Below are 16,395 nucleotides of genomic sequence, written 5' to 3' on the forward strand. Positions count from 1 at the left end.
CTCGTCACTCGTCACTCGAAACTCAAAACTCATAGCTGTTTTTCCCATTCCTCCAACCAAGGTAAAGCAAGCGTTTCAGGCTCTAACGTTTCAATCGCGTCGATTTTAATCATAGGCAAGGTTTCTTGACCTTGTAACTCAAAGAATAATTCCTGCATTTTATCACCAGCACCACAATACGTTGGATAACTAGAGTCCCCCAAAGCAATTACGCCAAATGGTTTGCCAGAGAATAATGGCATTGTACTTTTTGCCTCAAAATAAAACGATTCAATATTGCCAGGTAAGTCACCTTGTCCTGTGGTTGAGGTGATCACAAGCACAGCATCTGCAGTATCCATATCTGCAATTGAGCATGGAATGTTAAGCGTTACTGTGTGGGATTGGGCTATTAGTTTTGTCTTCACCAGTTCAGCAAGGTTTTGCGCTGAACCAAAAACACTGCCACATAGAATTGTAATGTTTGCCATTTTGCTAACCTCGGTATTCGTTTAATTAAATAAGTCGAGTAAGGGTTTTAATGTATCATCAACTTGCGCGCTAATAACCATATTTTCATTGGTGATTGGGTGAGGGAAGGACAGTGTTTTGGCCATCAGTGCCAATCTATCAAACTGTAAGTGTTCTCTAGCGGCTTTATTTTGTTTTCCATCACCATGATTAGTATCACCAATAATAGGGTGGCGTATGTGAGCCATGTGACGTCTTAATTGATGTTTGCGTCCTGTATGTGGCTTAAGCTCTACTAATGAATATCTAGTTTGTTCATAACGGCCTGAGGGAAATGGCAGTTCGACGCTTTTTAAATGTTTTAAACTGGTTTGTGCCGATTGAGGCTCTTTGTCTTTATTGGCGTTTTTATCGGATTTTTTATCCAGTATTTCTTTTAACGCATAATCAATATGTAATTTTTCAGGCGTAGTACCACGAACAACCGCTAAATAAGTTTTATGTACTAACCCCGCAATAAACAGTTCAGACATTTTTCTGGCAACCTCAGACGATAACGCAAATAATAAAACGCCAGACGTTGGTCTATCTAATCTGTGTACTGGATAAACGTGTTGGCCAATTAAATCGCGGGTAAGTTGCAAGGCGAATAAGGTTTCACGTTTGTCTATTTCACTGCGGTGCACTAACAACCCAGAAGGTTTATCGATGGCAACTAAGTATTCATCTTGATATAAAATGGTTAACTCGGGCGCAGACTCAAATACAACTTTTCTCATTTTGGCAAGTCAGCACTGATCAGTTGATCTAATTGTGTAATGGTTGTTAGCAGCGGTGTCACTTGTTGGTGCTTAAAGCTTTCTTCTGCCATTGGTAAAATGGCCATGTTTTTAGGTAATGCAGTTTGAGCATTAACAAGATAACTCATTTTAGGGATAAAGATAAATTGTAACCATTGTTCAAAGGCTAAGGTATCAACCGCAAAAGGTTGCACGCTGCTTAATTGTTCAATTGTTGGTGTTTGTTCGCTCCAAAGCTCAAGTTGTTTTAAGTCTTGCTCTAGTTGAATTAATAAGTTTGAGCATTGTTGATAAATAAACATGATAAGAATTTGTAAGCCGTGGGTAATTAGTAGGGCGTAATAATAACATCGGATTAATAATCCATATACGTAATAACCAACAAAATATACAATGCACCTGTATTTAAATTCAATCGATTGCTAAAGGTTCGTTAATGTCTGCTAGTTCTGCTAATAATCCTGTACCCACTCTATCTGCTCTAATGGAAAGCGCCAATGCCCAATGGCGAGTTTATGATATGGGACGGATAATACAGTCGATATCAAAAACTGATTTTACCGCAATTGAAAATGGTCAAAAACCATATCCTTTCCCAATACAAAAAAAGGCACGTTTTGCTATGGTGTTTTGGGATCAGGAAGAAAAAGGCCCACAAGCTAAGGCTAATCCGTTTATCTGGTTTTTACAGTTTGATTTAGATGAAATTGGGTTGTTGAATTTACAACAGCGAGACCATTACATCTCTTTAGTGATCAAAGAACTCGGCAGTAAAATGATGGACTCAAGTGAGCAGCAGTCAACATTAGATAATCATCCTTATAGCTTTACGCCAGATCAAAACCGTCAGGCGGCCTTTAACGCCAAAGTTAAAGTTGCCCTTAAGCAGCCCGCATCTATGCATTATGAACATGTTCAGGCTTTTTTTGCCGGACAGATTGATGCCGATAAATGGCAAGAGCTTACTGTCCAAGGTATTGCTGATTTTAGTGCCAGAATCGACCAGGCGAACAATGAAAAAGACTTGATCAATCATTTGTCTGAATTATCAGTTCAGACCTTGTGTGCCATTGGTGCAACGTTGGAGCATGAACAGGTCAGCTTAAACTTAACCAATAAGTTAATTGAACTCCAAGACCAGGCTCTGGCTGAAAACGATAGTGAACAAGTATTAAATTTATTACGTTGTTTAGTTGGAAGCCCTGCAAAACCACTAGTGTTATCGCAATTGAAAAAATTATTAGCCAGTGCGGAAAGTACCGATGAAACCTTGTTTATCGTGATAGTTGGACGTTTTTGGTCGTATTTTGAAGATAAAGAGTTTTTATATCTTTTCTTTGAAAAGGCCGCGACGAATACGAATAAACAATTGTTTGGCGGTTTGTTTGTGGATTTAGTGGCGATACCGTCGGTACGTGAATATATGTTGAGTTTGTTACGCGATCCAAACAGACCTGAAGCGATTTCTGCAGCAATTGGTACTGTATTTGGTAAGTAACCAAATACAGTTAAAGATAAAGTTAGCGAGAATACTGGTTAATTTTATCTATTATCGCTCTTAGTCCATTTGCTCTGGATGGACTGAGTTGGTTTAATAAATTTAATTGAGCAAGGTAACTCTCTAAATCAAACGCTTGTATTTGTGCTTGAGTTTTATTGTTAAATGCAGCTAACACTACAGATATTAAGCCTTTAACAATCTTAGCGTCGGACGATGCAATTAAGCATAGTTTGTCGTTGTTCCATTCATGTAATAACCAGACTTTGCTCTCACATCCAGAGACTAAATGTTGCTCAAGCTGATATTCAATCGGAAGCTGAGGTAATTTTTTCCCCAATAACATCAATTGTCTAAATTTATCTTCCCAACTATTTTGTTGCTTGAAGACATCAGTAACTTGAATGTCGGTTAACGTAAATTGGCTAGATAATTGGGTAACGGCTTGTTGATCTGTTGGCATTTTAAACTCTTTGTTTTAATCACTTCTGTTTCTAATAATTTAAGACGGCTAATGCTTTTTTTAAGGCAGAAATAAATAAATCTATATCTGATTTATCATTATAAATCCCTAAAGAAACTCGCACAGTTCCACTTACATTTAGTGCCTGCATAAGCGGCATAGCACAGTGATGACCACACCTTACTGCGACATTTTGCTCATTTAACAAGGTGCCAATGTCAGATACAGACTCACCTTCGACGACAAAAGAAGCAACACCAATATTATTACTAGCACCTATGATGTTAACTGAGTCTATTTTCGATAACTGATCGATTAAATAATCATAGGTTTGTGCATTATTTTTAAGTGCTTCAATAGCTGGTGCACTTTGGATAAATTCTAGTGCTGCGTTTAAGCCTAATATGCCAGAAATATTCGGCGTTCCCGTTTCCAGCATTGCAGGAATTGGGCGGAAGGTTGTTTTTTCACGTGTGACGTTTTGGATCATTTCACCGCCAAAATGAAATGGCGATATTTTATTTTTAATATTTGGGGCGATATATAAAACACCAACGCCGGTCGGCCCATACATTTTATGGCCAGAAAAGGCGTAAAAGTCACAACCTATGTCCTTCACGTTAACTGGTAAATGGGCTACCGCTTGGGCACCATCAACTAAAACGGTTGCGCCAGCTTGTTTGGCGAGTTCGGTTAACGATTTAATTGGGTGAATATTACCAAGAGCATTGGAACAATGCTGTAGAGCAACGAGTTTAGGCTTATTGGCCATTAATGCTTGGTAATGTGTTAAATCAACATCGCCATTGGGCAGGATATTAACCACTTCAAAATGGGCGTTTTTTCTAAGTGCGAGCTGCTGCCAAGGAACAAAGTTAGCGTGGTGTTCACTACCAAGTACAACAATCGTATCGCCAGATGATAAGTTGTTTTCGCCCCAAGCGTAAGCGACTAAATTTATACTTTCTGTTGTGCCTTTAGTCCAAACTATGTCGGTGTGATCGTTAGCACCAATAAAAGCTGCAATATTAATTCGAGCCTGCTCGTAACGCGCAGTAACTAAATTTGCGGTGGTGTACGAACCACGGTGAACATTCGCATTTTGTGTTTGATAAAACTCACAGATAACGTCCACAACCGACTGCGGTTTGTGTGTTGTTGCTGCACTGTCTAAATAAACAAAAGGGTTTGGTGAATTTAGATTGGAGTCTGAGAATATTTTAAATTGGCTGCGAATCGGCATAAATATGAATGGACTAGGTCAAAAGTTGTGGCAAGTATATCACTTTGTTTTAAGGTTAACATTTGCAATTAAGTTAACGGATGAAAGTAACAGGGCATGTTAACAAAAGTTAACGGGCATTAAACAACAGGCATAAAAAAAGGCAGCTGAGCTGCCTTTTTTAAATAAACGATTTATCGTTATCGTTATCGTTTATTAGGCGCTACGTAATCACGTTTCGCTGCACCAGTATATAACTGACGAGGACGACCAATTTTTTGGCCTTCTTCGCTTAACATTTCGTCCCAGTGGCTGATCCAACCAACAGTACGAGACATAGCAAATATAACTGTGAACATGCTAGTCGGAATACCGATTGCTTTTAAGATGATACCTGAGTAGAAATCTACATTCGGGTATAATTTCTTAGAAATAAAGTATTCGTCAGACAATGCAATATCTTCAAGTTTCATTGCAACATCTAGCAATGGATCTTGGATATTTAATGCTTTAAGTACTTCATGACATGTTTGACGCATTACTTTAGCACGAGGGTCAAAGTTTTTATAAACACGATGACCAAAGCCCATTAGACGGAACGGGTCATTTTTGTCTTTTGCTTTAGCAACATATTCATCAATGCGATCAACAGAACCAATCTCTTGTAGCATAGATAAACAAGCTTCATTAGCGCCCCCATGTGAAGGACCCCATAATGATGCTATGCCCGCAGCGATACATGCATAAGGGTTTGCACCTGATGAACCAGCTAAACGAACTGTTGAAGTTGAAGCATTTTGTTCATGGTCAGCATGTAACATGAAGATTTTATCCATTGCATCAGCAAGGATAGGATCAACTTTATAATCTTCAGCAGGTACAGAGAACATCATGTTTAAGAAGTTTTCTGAATAAGAAAGATTGTTACGTGGATAAACGAACGGTTGACCAATGCTGTATTTATAAGCCATAGCTGCAATAGTTGGCAATTTAGCAATTAGTCTATATGCACTACGTTGACGTTGCTTAGGATCTGAAATGTCTAAGTCGTCATGGTAAAAGCTAGACATCGCGCCTACAACACCACATAACATCGCCATTGGATGCGCATCAACCACAAAACCGTGGAAGAATGTTGCAATCTTTGCATGAACCATAGTGTGGTTAGTGATTGTTCTATCGAACTCTACTAAATCTTCAGCAGAAGGTAATTCTCCGTGAAGCAATAAGTAACATAATTCAATATAGCTTGAACCGTCAGCTAGTTGCTCAATAGGATAACCACGGTGTAATAAAATACCTTGGTCGCCATCTATATAAGTGATCTTAGATTGACATGATGCAGTTGCTAAAAAGCCAGGGTCATAAGTGAAAACGCCTTTTGAACCTAATGTTCTAACGTCAATAACATCATTACCAGCTGTACCAGACATCATTGGCAATTCGAATGCGTCTTGTCCAGTGATTTGAACTGTGACCTTCTTATCTGTCATACATGCTCTCCTCAAATTATTGTTGTATTGTAATTGTTACTACGCGTTAAATGTACTTTAAAAATCGACATTTTTCACATAGATAATTTTATTAATCTCACCATTGTAACTACAAAATAGAGTAAAAAGTCAATTTTATTGCAAAAATGATAATTTATTATACGAAAGTCTAATGCATTAGCTTGTTTTTTAAACACTTTAAATTCTTAACACATTAAATTTAAACAGAAATTGCCATATTGATTTTCGCTATATATACTGACTGGCACTGCATTCATATTCAATGTGGTTTTTATAATGATGAAGACTAACTTATAGTCCATTATTTATAACAATAGGGTGACTCATTTTTTAATTAATATATGTCACAACATTAATAAACAGCTCGGATAGGCATGTAATCGTGAAAAAACAAAGACCTGTAAATCTAGAACTGACATCTTTTATGCCAGCTTCGGCAATAGCCTCTATCCTACATAGGGTATCTGGCGTTGTGTTTTTCTTCGCCTTGATATTTGTAATTGTAGCTTGGACTATGTCTTTACAATCAGCAGAAAGCTTTGAATTAGCTAAGTCGCTAATGCAAGGTGTGATTGGTAAAGTCATTGTTATAGCCATATTAGCGGCACTTTCTTTCCATACCATCATTGGTTTACGCCATTTAGTAATGGATATGGGTTACTGGGAAGAGTTAGAGTCAGGGAATTTAAGTGCGAAACTAGCTATAGCAATATGGGTAGTAACTGTAATTTTAGCTGGAGTGTGGATATGGTGATCAACGAAGCTTCATTAAAGAGAGATGGCGTACAAGACTTCGTATCTCTTAGAACGACAGCATTAATTATGACTGCCTATATTATTTTTATTCTAGGCTTCTTTTTAACAACTCCCGTTGTTACTTATGAAATTTGGTCAGGATTATTTTCTAATATCGCAGTTAAAGTGTTTACGTTTATCACATTACTTTGTATTTTGGTTCACACACGAATCGGTCTTTGGCAAGTGTTAACAGACTACGTTAAAAACCCAAAAGTACGTGCGATTTTAAGCTTCTTCCTTAATCTACTAGGTTTAGCTTATGTTGTGACTGGTCTATTCATATTGTGGGGTGTTTAGTGTCTATTAAAGTTCAAGAATTTGATGCCGTTGTAATCGGTGCTGGCGGTGCAGGTATGCGCGCAGCTTTGCAAATTGCAGAATCAGGCCAAACAGTTGCCTTGATTTCAAAAGTTTTCCCAACTCGTTCTCATACTGTTTCTGCTCAAGGCGGAATTACAGTAGCATTGGGCAACGCCCATGAAGATCACTGGGAACAACACATGTACGATACTGTTAAAGGTTCTGATTTCATCGGAGACCAAGACGCTATCGAATTTATGTGTAAAGAAGGCCCTGAAGCCATTATTGAAATGGAAAATAAAGGCTTACCTTTTTCACGCTTTGAAGATGGGACAATTTACCAGCGTCCATTTGGTGGTCAGTCTAAGAATTTTGGTGGCGAACAAGCTGCTAGAACGGCTGCTGCGGCTGACCGTACAGGTCACGCATTATTACACCTTCTTTATCAACAAAATGTTAAACATAAGACAACCGTTTATAGCGAATGGTATGCATTAGATTTAGTAAAAAATGATGATGGTGCTATTGTTGGTTGTACTGCCATTGATATTGAGTCTGGTGAAGTTGTTTTCTTTAAAGCTCGTGCAACAGTATTAGCTACAGGCGGTGCAGGTCGTATTTATGCATCAACGACTAATGCTCACATTAACACCGGTGATGGTGTTGGTATGGCCGCTCGTGCTGGTGTCGCATTACAAGATATGGAAATGTGGCAGTTCCACCCTACAGGAATCGCTGGTGCCGGAGTATTGGTAACAGAAGGTTGTCGTGGTGAAGGTGGTTACTTATTAAATAAAGATGGCGAACGTTTCATGGAACGTTATGCTCCTAATGCTAAAGATTTAGCGTCTCGTGATGTTGTTGCTCGTTCAATGATGACCGAAATACGTGAAGGTCGTGGTTGTGATGGTCCTTTAGGTCCACATCTTAAACTTAAATTAGATCATTTGGGCCGCGAAACGTTAGAGTCTCGTTTACCAGGTGTTTGTGAATTATCTAAAACGTTTGCACACGTTCACCCTGCAGATGAGCCAATTCCAGTTCTACCAACTTGTCATTATATGATGGGTGGTGTTCCAACTAACGTAAATGGTCAAGCATTAACAAAAGCTGATGATGGTTCATTTAAAGAAGTTGAAGGTTTATTTGCCGTTGGTGAGATTGCTTGTGTATCTGTACACGGTGCAAACCGCTTAGGTGGTAATTCATTATTAGATTTGGTTGTATTCGGTCGTGCCGCAGGTAAATATTTAGAAACATATTTAGCACAAGGTAAGGGCGCTACAGAAGTTAAAGATGAAGACATTGAAAAAGCATTAGAGCGTTTCAATCGTTGGGAGTCTACTTCTGAAGGTGAAGATCCAGCTCAAATCAAAAAAGATTTACAGCAATGTATGCAACTTAACTTCTCGGTTTTCCGTGAAGGTAAAGCAATGGCTGAAGGTCTAGCTCAATTAAAAGAAATTCGCGAACGTTTAAAACATGCTAAGTTATCTGATAACTCTAAAGAGTTTAATACTCAGCGTATTGAATGTCTTGAATTAGATAACTTGATGGAAACTGCTTTTGCTACCGCATTAGCTGCTAACTATCGTACTGAAAGCCGTGGTGCTCACAGCCGTGAAGATTTCTTAGACCGTGATGACGTAAATTGGTTATGCCATAGCGTTTACGATCCAAAGAATGAAGAGATGAGCAAACGTGATGTAAACATGAGTCCAGTACATCGTGATGCATTTCCACCAATAGCTCGCACGTATTAATAAGGGGAGTAACGAATTATGAAAACTGTAAAATTCTCTGTTTACCGTTATAACTCTGACGTAGACGATGCGCCATACATGAAAGACTATCAACTAGAAATGGAAGATAATCAGGACATGATGGTTTTGGATGCACTTATTCTTTTAAAAGAACAAGATCCAACAATAGTTTTCCGTCGTTCATGCCGTGAAGGTGTGTGTGGTTCTGACGGTTTAAACATGAATGGTAAAAATGGATTGGCGTGTATCACTCCAATCTCTACTTTTGGTAAAAAGACGATTATCTTACGTCCATTACCTGGATTACCTGTAGTACGTGACTTAGTTATCGATATGACTCAGTTCTTTACTCAGTATGAAAAAGTAAAGCCATTCTTAATTAATGACGAAAAACAGCCAGCTCGTGAGTTCATTCAAACTGTTGAAGAACGTGACAAGTTGGATGGATTATACGAATGTATATTATGTGCATGTTGTTCAACATCATGTCCGTCATTCTGGTGGAACCCGGATAAATTTATAGGCCCTGCAGGTTTATTACATGCATATCGCTTCTTAATTGATAGTCGTGATACTGCTACTGATGAACGCTTGGCTGACTTGGATGATGCGTTTAGCGTATTCAGATGCCACGGCATTATGAACTGTGTTAACGTTTGTCCTAAAGGCTTAAACCCTACCAAGGCGATAGGTCATATTAAATCTATGTTATTGCAGAGGGCAGTTTAGTTTTGATAACTGGTGCTGTAATTTAACAGATAAGAAAAAGTCGTTCCGTTTCGGTGGAAGGGCTTTTTTCATTTTTTAACTAGTAAAATTAAGTCTGTAAGACTTACAAGGATATATATCTAATGCACGAAGGTGTTATGCAAAATTGGCTTGATAGTTCGCATTTATCAGCTAACAGCATGGTATATGTTGAGCAGATGTACGAATTATATTTAGATGATCCTACGTCTATATCAGATGAATGGCGTGAGGTCTTCGACCAATTACCTAAAGTTGAAGGTGTTTCGGTTGAAACTAAACATTCAGATGTTCGCGAATTATTTGCCCAACTGGCCAAAAACAAAGACCGTATGGTTGTTTCTGGAGCGGATCAAGCAGATGCAAAACAAGTAAAAGTTTTGCAGCTTATAAATGCTTTCCGTTTTAGAGGACACCAAAATGCCAATTTAGACCCATTAGGGTTGTGGTATAGAGAAACCGTTAGAGAGCTTAGTTTGGCTCATCACGGACTTGACGATGAAGACAAGTCGCGTGAATTTAACGTCGGTTCTTTTGCTGTAGGCAAAGAGAAAATGCAACTAGGTGAGCTGTACTCAGCTCTCGAAAATACTTACTGTGGTTCAGTGGGTGCAGAATATATGCACATTACTGATACTGATGAAAAACGTTGGATCCAACAACGATTTGAATCAATTCAGAGTAAACCTGCATTTTCAACGGACATCAAGAAACGTATTTTAAAAGGCTTAATTGCCGTTGACGGCTTGGAAAAGTACTTAGGTGCTAAATTCCCTGGCGCAAAACGTTTCTCACTTGAAGGTGGCGACGCTTTAGTTCCTATGATCAAAGAGATCATTCACCGCGCTGGTGAACAAGGACAAAAAGAAGTTGTTATCGGCATGGCTCACCGTGGACGCTTAAACGTATTAGTTAATGTTCTTGGTAAAAAGTCTGGCGAATTATTTGATGAGTTTGGTGGAAAAGTTGATCCATCATTAACTGCAGGTGATGTTAAATATCACCAAGGTTTCTCGTCTGATTTTGCTACAGCAGGCGGAAATGTCCATTTAGCCTTAGCATTTAACCCATCACATTTGGAAATTGTAAATCCAGTTGTAATTGGTTCAGTGCGTGCGCGTTTAGACCGTCATAATTGTACCAACGGTTCAAAAGCTTTACCAATCACAGTACACGGCGACTCGGCTATTGCCGGTCAAGGTGTTGTGCAAGAGACGTTTAATATGTCTCAAACACGTGGTTATAAAGTTGGTGGTACGATTCGTATTGTTGTAAATAACCAGGTTGGTTTTACTACATCAAATCAAGAAGATACACGCTCAACTGAATATTGTACTGACATTGCAAAAATGGTTCAGGCTCCAATATTCCACGTGAACTCAGATGATCCAGAAGCGGTTGCGTTAGTATCGCAAATTGCGGTTGATTATCGTAATACGTTCCGTAGAGACGTGGTTATTGATTTAGTTTGTTATCGTCGTCATGGCCATAATGAAGCTGATGAGCCTAGCGCAACTCAGCCAATCATGTACAAAAAAATCAAGAAACATCCAGTTCCTCGTCAATTGTATATCGATCATTTGACAAAAGAAGGTTCAATATCTTTAGATGAAGTTAAAGAACTAACTGATGGATACCGTGGTTTATTAGATAAAGGTGAATGTGCAGTTGAAGAATGGCGTCCTATGGAAGCGCATTCGGTAGATTGGACTCCATATCTAAACCATGACTGGGATATTGCTTACGATAAAGCCATTTCTGTTGAAAAATTGAATGAGCTTGGTAAGAAGATCACTCAATACCCTGAAAGCATGACTCTGCAATCTCGTGTTAAAAAACAATACGATGAACGTATTAAAATGCTTAATGGCGAAAAGCCATTAGATTGGGGTTTCGCTGAAACTCTAGCGTATGCAGATATTGTTGACCGTGGTACTGATATTCGTATTACTGGTCAAGACAGTGGTCGTGGTACTTTCTTCCACCGTCATGCGGTAATACACAATCAAGAAGATGCATCAACGTATGTACCTCTTGAAAATATAAATGAAAAACAAGGCAAATTTGAAATATATGATGCCGTATTATCAGAAGTTGGTGTTTTAGCATTTGAGTATGGTTACGCCACCGCAGAACCTGACTCTTTAGTAATTTGGGAAGCGCAATTTGGTGATTTTGCCAACGTAGCTCAAGTTGTTATTGACCAATTCATCTGTTCTGGCGAACAAAAGTGGGGACGTTTATGCGGTCTTACTATGTTATTGCCTCATGGATACGAAGGACAAGGTCCTGAGCATTCATCTGCACGTATGGAACGTTTTTTACAATTGTGTGCTGATCATAATATGCAAGTTTGTGTTCCAACAACACCAGCTCAAGTATTCAATATGATCCGTCGTCAACAAATAAGACCTATGCGTCGACCTTTGATTGTAATGACGCCAAAATCGTTGTTACGTCATCCTCTAGCTGTTTCTACAATGGAAGAGTTAGCCGATGGGACTTATTACAATGTAATTGATGAAATAGATGACAACATTGATGCTAAAAAGGTTAAACGTGTTGTGCTTTGTTCAGGTAAAGTTTATTACGATTTGTTAGAACAACGTCGTAAAGATAACCAAACTGATATTGCCATTGTACGTATTGAACAACTATATCCTTTCCCTCATGCGGAAATGGAAGTAATTGTTAAAAAGTACAAAAACGTTAAAGACTATATTTGGTGTCAAGAAGAACCACAAAACCAAGGTGCTTGGTATTGTAGTCAACATCATTTCAGGAATTCGATTCCAAAAGGGGCAGATTTAACTTATGCAGGTCGTAAAGCATCAGCTTCGCCAGCAGTAGGTTACGCATCTGTGCATGCCAAAGAACAACAAGCGTTGGTTAACGACGCATTAACGATTAAATAATCTCAAGGATTAATCATGACTACTGAAATTAAAGTTCCAGTATTACCTGAATCAGTTGCTGACGCTTCAGTTGCCACTTGGCACGTCAGTGTTGGAGATACTGTAACTCGAGATCAAATCTTAGTTGATATCGAAACTGATAAAGTTGTATTAGAAGTTGTAGCACCTGAAGATGGTGTTGTTACTGAAATACTACAAGAAGAAGGTGCTACTGTTTTAGGCGACCAACTTCTTGCTAAAATTGAAGATGCAGCAGGCGCATCAGCTCCAGCAGCCGCAGCTCCAAAAGCAGCTGAAGCAAAAGCAAGTGCTCCTGCAGCACCAGCTGGCGAAGCGAAAACAATTCAAATTAAAGTGCCTGTATTACCAGAGTCTGTTGCTGATGCAACTATTGCGACTTGGCATGTACAAGAAGGTCAAGCGGTTAGCCGTGACGAAAACTTAGTTGATATTGAAACTGACAAAGTTGTATTAGAAGTTGTTTCTCCTGAAGATGGCATAATAACTAAAATTATTAGCCCTGAAGGTGAAACGGTTCTTGGCGAGCAATTGATTGCTGAAGTTACTCTTGGTTCTGCTGCAGCCGTAGCAACACCAGCAGCAGCTGAAGAATCTAGTTCTGCAGATGATGTATTAACACCATCTGTTCGTCGTTTAATCTCTGAAAAAGGGTTAGACGCTTCTAAAATTAAAGGCACGGGTAAAAACGGTCGTGTTTCTAAAGAAGATGTTGAAAGCTTTATGAAAACTCAAGCCTCTGCACCTAAAGCATCTGCTCCAGCGTCAGCTGCAGTACCTTCTAGTCAAGTATTAGGTGAGCGTACTCAAAAACGTGTTCCTATGACTCGTTTACGTAAAACAATTGCGAAACGTTTATTAGAAGCTAAAAACTCGACAGCGATGTTAACAACGTTTAACGAAATCAACATGAAACCTATCATGGATTTACGTAAACAATATAAAGATGTATTTGAAGAGCGCCACGGTGCACGTCTTGGATTCATGTCTTTTTATGTTAAAGCAGTAGTTGAAGCGCTTAAACGCTTCCCAGATGTAAATGCGTCTATCGATGGTGATGATATTGTTTACCATAACTACTTTGACGTAAGTATTGCTGTTTCTACACCTCGTGGTCTAGTAACACCAGTATTACGTGATTGTGATAAATTAGGTTTTGCTGAAATTGAAAATGGTATCCGTGCATTGGCTATTAAAGGTCGTGACGGAAAACTAACAGTTGACGAAATGCAAGGCGGTAACTTTACTGTTACTAACGGCGGCGTATTTGGTTCATTGTTATCAACACCAATTTTGAACTTACCGCAAGCGGCTATTTTGGGTATGCATAAAATCCAAGACCGTCCAATGGCAGTAAATGGCAAAGTTGAAATCTTACCTATGATGTACTTAGCGTTATCTTACGATCACCGCTTAGTTGATGGGAAAGAGTCAGTTGGTTTCTTAGTAACAATCAAAGAATTGTTAGAAGATCCAACACGTTTACTATTAGACGTATAATAGAACAAAAAAATTAGTGTAATTATTCAAATATCGACTTTTGTCTTATTGCACTAATTTAAGGGCGTATTTATAATACGCCCGCATGTTATATCGGGCTGCAGATTCTGCGGCCTTTAACTTATAAAAATAGATGGACAGAACATCATGAACTTGCATGAATATCAGGGTAAACAACTGTTTGCTCAATACGGGCTTCCTGTATCAAAAGGCATCGCAACAAAAACTCCAGCTGATGCAGCTGCAGCGGCTGACACAATTGGCGGCGATATGTTCGTTGTTAAAGCACAGGTTCACGCCGGTGGCCGTGGTAAAGCTGGCGGTGTTAAGCTAGTAAAAACTAAAGAAGAAATCAAAGCGTTTGCTGAAAAGTGGTTAGGTAATAACTTAGTTACTTATCAAACAGATGAGAAAGGACAACCAGTTTCAAGCATCTTGGTTGAACCTTGTACTGATATAGCTCAAGAATTATATCTTGGCGCAGTTGTTGATCGTTCATCACGTCGTATCGTTTTCATGGCATCTACTGAAGGTGGTGTTGAAATTGAAACGGTTGCAGAAGAGACTCCTGAAAAAATTCTTAAAGCTGAGATTTGCCCATTAGCGGGTGCACAACCTTACCAAGGTCGTGACTTAGCATTCAAACTTGGTCTTGAAGGCAAGCAAATTGGTCAATTTGTTAAAATCTTCCTAGGTCTAGCTAAATTATTCAAAGAAAAAGACGTTGAGTTAATTGAAATTAACCCATTAGTAATTACACCAGCTGGTGATTTACACTGTCTTGACGCTAAAGTAGCTATCGATAGCAATGCTGTTGGTCGTCACCCAGATCTTAAAGCTATGCACGATCCTTCACAGGAAGATGCACGTGAAGCGCATGCTGCTTCTTTTGAACTTAACTATGTAGCTCTAGACGGAAACGTTGGCTGTATGGTTAATGGTGCTGGTCTTGCAATGGGCACAATGGATATCGTTAACTTAAACGGTGGCCGTCCTGCAAACTTCCTAGATGTTGGTGGTGGCGCAACTAAAGAACGTGTTGCTGAAGCATTCAAAATCATCTTATCTGATTCTAACGTTAAAGCTGTTTTAGTTAACATCTTTGGTGGAATTGTACGTTGTGACATGATTGCCGAAGGCATCATTGGCGCAGTGAAAGAAGTTGGCGTAACTGTTCCAGTTGTTGTTCGTTTAGAAGGCACTAACGCAGAGAAAGGTCGTGAAGTACTTGCGAATTCTGACGTTGACATCATCGCAGCACCTAGCTTACAAGCAGCTGCTGAACTAGTAGTTAAAGCTGCAGAGGGTAAATAATGAGCGTTTTAATCAATAAAGACACTAAAGTAATCTGTCAAGGTTTCACTGGTGCTCAAGGTACTTTCCACTCTGAGCAAGCTATTGAATACGGTACTAACATGGTTGGTGGCGTAACTCCTGGTAAAGGCGGTCAAGTTCACCTTGGTCTTCCTGTATTTAATACAGTAGTTGAAGCAGTTGAAGCAACTGGCGCTGATGCATCAGTTATTTATGTACCAGCAGCTTTCTGTAAAGATTCTATCTTAGAAGCGGCTAACTCAGGTATCAAACTAATCGTTTGTATCACTGAAGGCGTACCAACTCTAGACATGCTTGACTGTAAAGTTAAATGTGACGAGTTAGGTGTACGTTTAATCGGTCCTAACTGCCCTGGTGTTATCACTCCGGGTGAATGTAAGATTGGTATCATGCCAGGTCACATTCATTTACCAGGTAAAGTAGGTATCGTATCTCGTTCAGGTACGTTAACTTATGAAGCTGTTAAACAAACTACAGACGCTGGTTTTGGTCAGTCTACTTGTGTTGGTATCGGTGGTGATCCAATCCCAGGTACTAACTTCATCGACGTTCTAGAAATGTTTGAAAAAGATCCACAGACTGAAGCAATCGTAATGATTGGTGAAATCGGCGGAACAGCTGAAGAAGAAGCGGCTGCTTATATCAAAGCAAACGTGACTAAGCCTGTTGTTTCTTACATTGCTGGTGTTACTGCTCCAGAAGGTAAGCGTATGGGTCATGCCGGCGCAATCATCTCTGGTGGTAAAGGTACTGCGGAAGATAAATTTGCAGCATTAGAAGCGGCTGGTGTTAAAACTGTTCGTTCTCTAGCTGACATTGGTAAAGCATTAAAAGAAAAAACTGGTTGGTAGTCTCTACCTCTAGTTAATATCTAATGTATAAAAAAGGCGCTTTTAAAGCGCCTTTTTTTAATTTTAGACTAAACTGTCTCATAGTAAGTCCATTCGTTCCTTGTTTAGCATTAACCTTTGATTTTTTTACTGAATAGTTAGCCGATTATTTTTAATACCCTAAATTAACTCCCTGTATATTCAAATAAATACACAATAATACATTTAAAATACCATTCATT

The 16,395-nt window shown here is 39.1% G+C and carries 15 protein-coding genes; 9 read left to right on the forward strand and 6 right to left on the reverse strand.

The genetic code is table 11. The annotated features are described in order from the left end of the window. Positions 1–29: 29 nt before the first annotated feature. The 3 genes from BTO11_RS10665 to BTO11_RS10675 are packed head-to-tail and all read right to left on the reverse strand — an operon-like array spanning position 30 to position 1,552. Positions 30–470, reverse strand: a complete 441-nt coding sequence (locus tag BTO11_RS10665; protein WP_105052585.1) for a flavodoxin domain-containing protein — start codon at positions 468–470, stop codon at positions 30–32. A gap of 21 nt (positions 471–491) precedes the next feature. Then, positions 492–1,229: a tRNA pseudouridine(65) synthase TruC gene (gene truC, locus BTO11_RS10670; protein WP_105052586.1), complete on the reverse strand. Its 738-nt coding sequence runs from the start codon at positions 1,227–1,229 to the stop codon at positions 492–494. Continuing rightward, positions 1,226–1,552: a YqcC family protein gene (locus tag BTO11_RS10675; protein WP_105052587.1), complete on the reverse strand. Its 327-nt coding sequence runs from the start codon at positions 1,550–1,552 to the stop codon at positions 1,226–1,228. The genes truC and BTO11_RS10675 overlap by 4 nt, the downstream gene beginning before the upstream one ends. A gap of 134 nt (positions 1,553–1,686) precedes the next feature. Here BTO11_RS10675 and BTO11_RS10680 point away from each other — a divergent pair, with 134 nt between their 5' ends. Beyond that, positions 1,687–2,748, forward strand: coding sequence for a DUF3549 family protein (locus tag BTO11_RS10680; protein ID WP_105052588.1), 1,062 nt, complete (start codon positions 1,687–1,689; stop codon positions 2,746–2,748). 22 nt (positions 2,749–2,770) lie between these two features. Here BTO11_RS10680 and BTO11_RS10685 read toward each other — a convergent pair whose 3' ends face one another. From BTO11_RS10685 to gltA, 3 genes are all read right to left on the reverse strand, one after another. Then, positions 2,771–3,211 (reverse strand): SufE family protein, encoded by a 441-nt coding sequence (locus BTO11_RS10685; RefSeq protein ID WP_105052589.1) that lies wholly within the window; start codon positions 3,209–3,211, stop codon positions 2,771–2,773. A gap of 31 nt (positions 3,212–3,242) precedes the next feature. Next, positions 3,243–4,454 carry an aminotransferase class V-fold PLP-dependent enzyme gene (locus BTO11_RS10690; RefSeq protein ID WP_105052590.1) on the reverse strand — a complete coding sequence of 404 codons (1,212 nt, stop codon included), beginning with the start codon at positions 4,452–4,454 and terminating at the stop codon, positions 3,243–3,245. 185 nt (positions 4,455–4,639) lie between these two features. Beyond that, the gene (gltA, locus tag BTO11_RS10695) at positions 4,640–5,926 is read right to left on the reverse strand and encodes a citrate synthase (protein WP_105052591.1); all 1,287 of its coding nucleotides are present in this window, start codon (positions 5,924–5,926) and stop codon (positions 4,640–4,642) included. Between the two features lie 403 nt (positions 5,927–6,329). Between gltA and sdhC the strand changes: the two genes are divergently transcribed. The 8 genes from sdhC (at position 6,330) to sucD (ending at position 16,174) form a co-directional block, all read left to right on the forward strand. Next, positions 6,330–6,701, forward strand: coding sequence for a succinate dehydrogenase, cytochrome b556 subunit (gene sdhC, locus BTO11_RS10700; protein WP_146105482.1), 372 nt, complete (start codon positions 6,330–6,332; stop codon positions 6,699–6,701). Then, positions 6,695–7,042, forward strand: a complete 348-nt coding sequence (gene sdhD / locus BTO11_RS10705; RefSeq protein WP_105052592.1) for a succinate dehydrogenase, hydrophobic membrane anchor protein — start codon at positions 6,695–6,697, stop codon at positions 7,040–7,042. Before sdhC ends, sdhD begins: the two co-directional genes overlap by 7 nt. After that, positions 7,042–8,808, forward strand: coding sequence for a succinate dehydrogenase flavoprotein subunit (gene sdhA, locus BTO11_RS10710; protein WP_105052593.1), 1,767 nt, complete (start codon positions 7,042–7,044; stop codon positions 8,806–8,808). Before sdhD ends, sdhA begins: the two co-directional genes overlap by 1 nt. An 18-nt stretch (positions 8,809–8,826) precedes the next feature. Then, on the forward strand, positions 8,827–9,537 hold the full coding sequence (locus BTO11_RS10715) for a succinate dehydrogenase iron-sulfur subunit (RefSeq protein ID WP_105052594.1): 711 nt from the start codon (positions 8,827–8,829) through the stop codon (positions 9,535–9,537). A 122-nt stretch (positions 9,538–9,659) separates the two neighbouring features. After that, complete coding sequence (gene sucA / locus BTO11_RS10720) at positions 9,660–12,470, forward strand: 2-oxoglutarate dehydrogenase E1 component (protein WP_105052595.1); 2,811 nt, start codon at positions 9,660–9,662, stop codon at positions 12,468–12,470. Between the two features lie 15 nt (positions 12,471–12,485). Next, positions 12,486–13,988: a 2-oxoglutarate dehydrogenase complex dihydrolipoyllysine-residue succinyltransferase gene (gene odhB / locus BTO11_RS10725; RefSeq protein WP_105052596.1), complete on the forward strand. Its 1,503-nt coding sequence runs from the start codon at positions 12,486–12,488 to the stop codon at positions 13,986–13,988. 147 nt (positions 13,989–14,135) lie between these two features. Beyond that, positions 14,136–15,302, forward strand: a complete 1,167-nt coding sequence (sucC, locus tag BTO11_RS10730; RefSeq protein ID WP_105052597.1) for an ADP-forming succinate--CoA ligase subunit beta — start codon at positions 14,136–14,138, stop codon at positions 15,300–15,302. Continuing rightward, on the forward strand, positions 15,302–16,174 hold the full coding sequence (gene sucD / locus BTO11_RS10735; protein WP_105052598.1) for a succinate--CoA ligase subunit alpha: 873 nt from the start codon (positions 15,302–15,304) through the stop codon (positions 16,172–16,174). The genes sucC and sucD overlap by 1 nt, the downstream gene beginning before the upstream one ends. Positions 16,175–16,395: the final 221 nt, after the last annotated feature.

Origin of the sequence: Psychrosphaera saromensis (assembly GCF_002954545.1) — a bacterium.
Taxonomy (GTDB): Bacteria; Pseudomonadota; Gammaproteobacteria; order Enterobacterales; family Alteromonadaceae; genus Psychrosphaera; species Psychrosphaera saromensis.

Excerpts from the sequence above, each read along its gene's own strand:
- BTO11_RS10665 (WP_105052585.1), bottom strand. The coding sequence starts at position 470 with ATGGCAAACATTACAATTCTATGTGGCAGTGTTTTTGGTTCAGCGCAA.
- truC (WP_105052586.1), bottom strand. The coding sequence starts at position 1,229 with ATGAGAAAAGTTGTATTTGAGTCTGCGCCCGAGTTAACCATTTTATAT.
- BTO11_RS10675 (WP_105052587.1), bottom strand. The coding sequence starts at position 1,552 with ATGTTTATTTATCAACAATGCTCAAACTTATTAATTCAACTAGAGCAA.
- BTO11_RS10680 (WP_105052588.1), top strand. The coding sequence starts at position 1,687 with ATGTCTGCTAGTTCTGCTAATAATCCTGTACCCACTCTATCTGCTCTA.
- BTO11_RS10685 (WP_105052589.1), bottom strand. The coding sequence starts at position 3,211 with ATGCCAACAGATCAACAAGCCGTTACCCAATTATCTAGCCAATTTACG.
- BTO11_RS10690 (WP_105052590.1), bottom strand. The coding sequence starts at position 4,454 with ATGCCGATTCGCAGCCAATTTAAAATATTCTCAGACTCCAATCTAAAT.
- gltA (WP_105052591.1), bottom strand. The coding sequence starts at position 5,926 with ATGACAGATAAGAAGGTCACAGTTCAAATCACTGGACAAGACGCATTC.
- sdhD (WP_105052592.1), top strand. The coding sequence starts at position 6,695 with ATGGTGATCAACGAAGCTTCATTAAAGAGAGATGGCGTACAAGACTTC.
- BTO11_RS10715 (WP_105052594.1), top strand. The coding sequence starts at position 8,827 with ATGAAAACTGTAAAATTCTCTGTTTACCGTTATAACTCTGACGTAGAC.
- sucA (WP_105052595.1), top strand. The coding sequence starts at position 9,660 with ATGCACGAAGGTGTTATGCAAAATTGGCTTGATAGTTCGCATTTATCA.
- odhB (WP_105052596.1), top strand. The coding sequence starts at position 12,486 with ATGACTACTGAAATTAAAGTTCCAGTATTACCTGAATCAGTTGCTGAC.
- sucC (WP_105052597.1), top strand. The coding sequence starts at position 14,136 with ATGAACTTGCATGAATATCAGGGTAAACAACTGTTTGCTCAATACGGG.
- sucD (WP_105052598.1), top strand. The coding sequence starts at position 15,302 with ATGAGCGTTTTAATCAATAAAGACACTAAAGTAATCTGTCAAGGTTTC.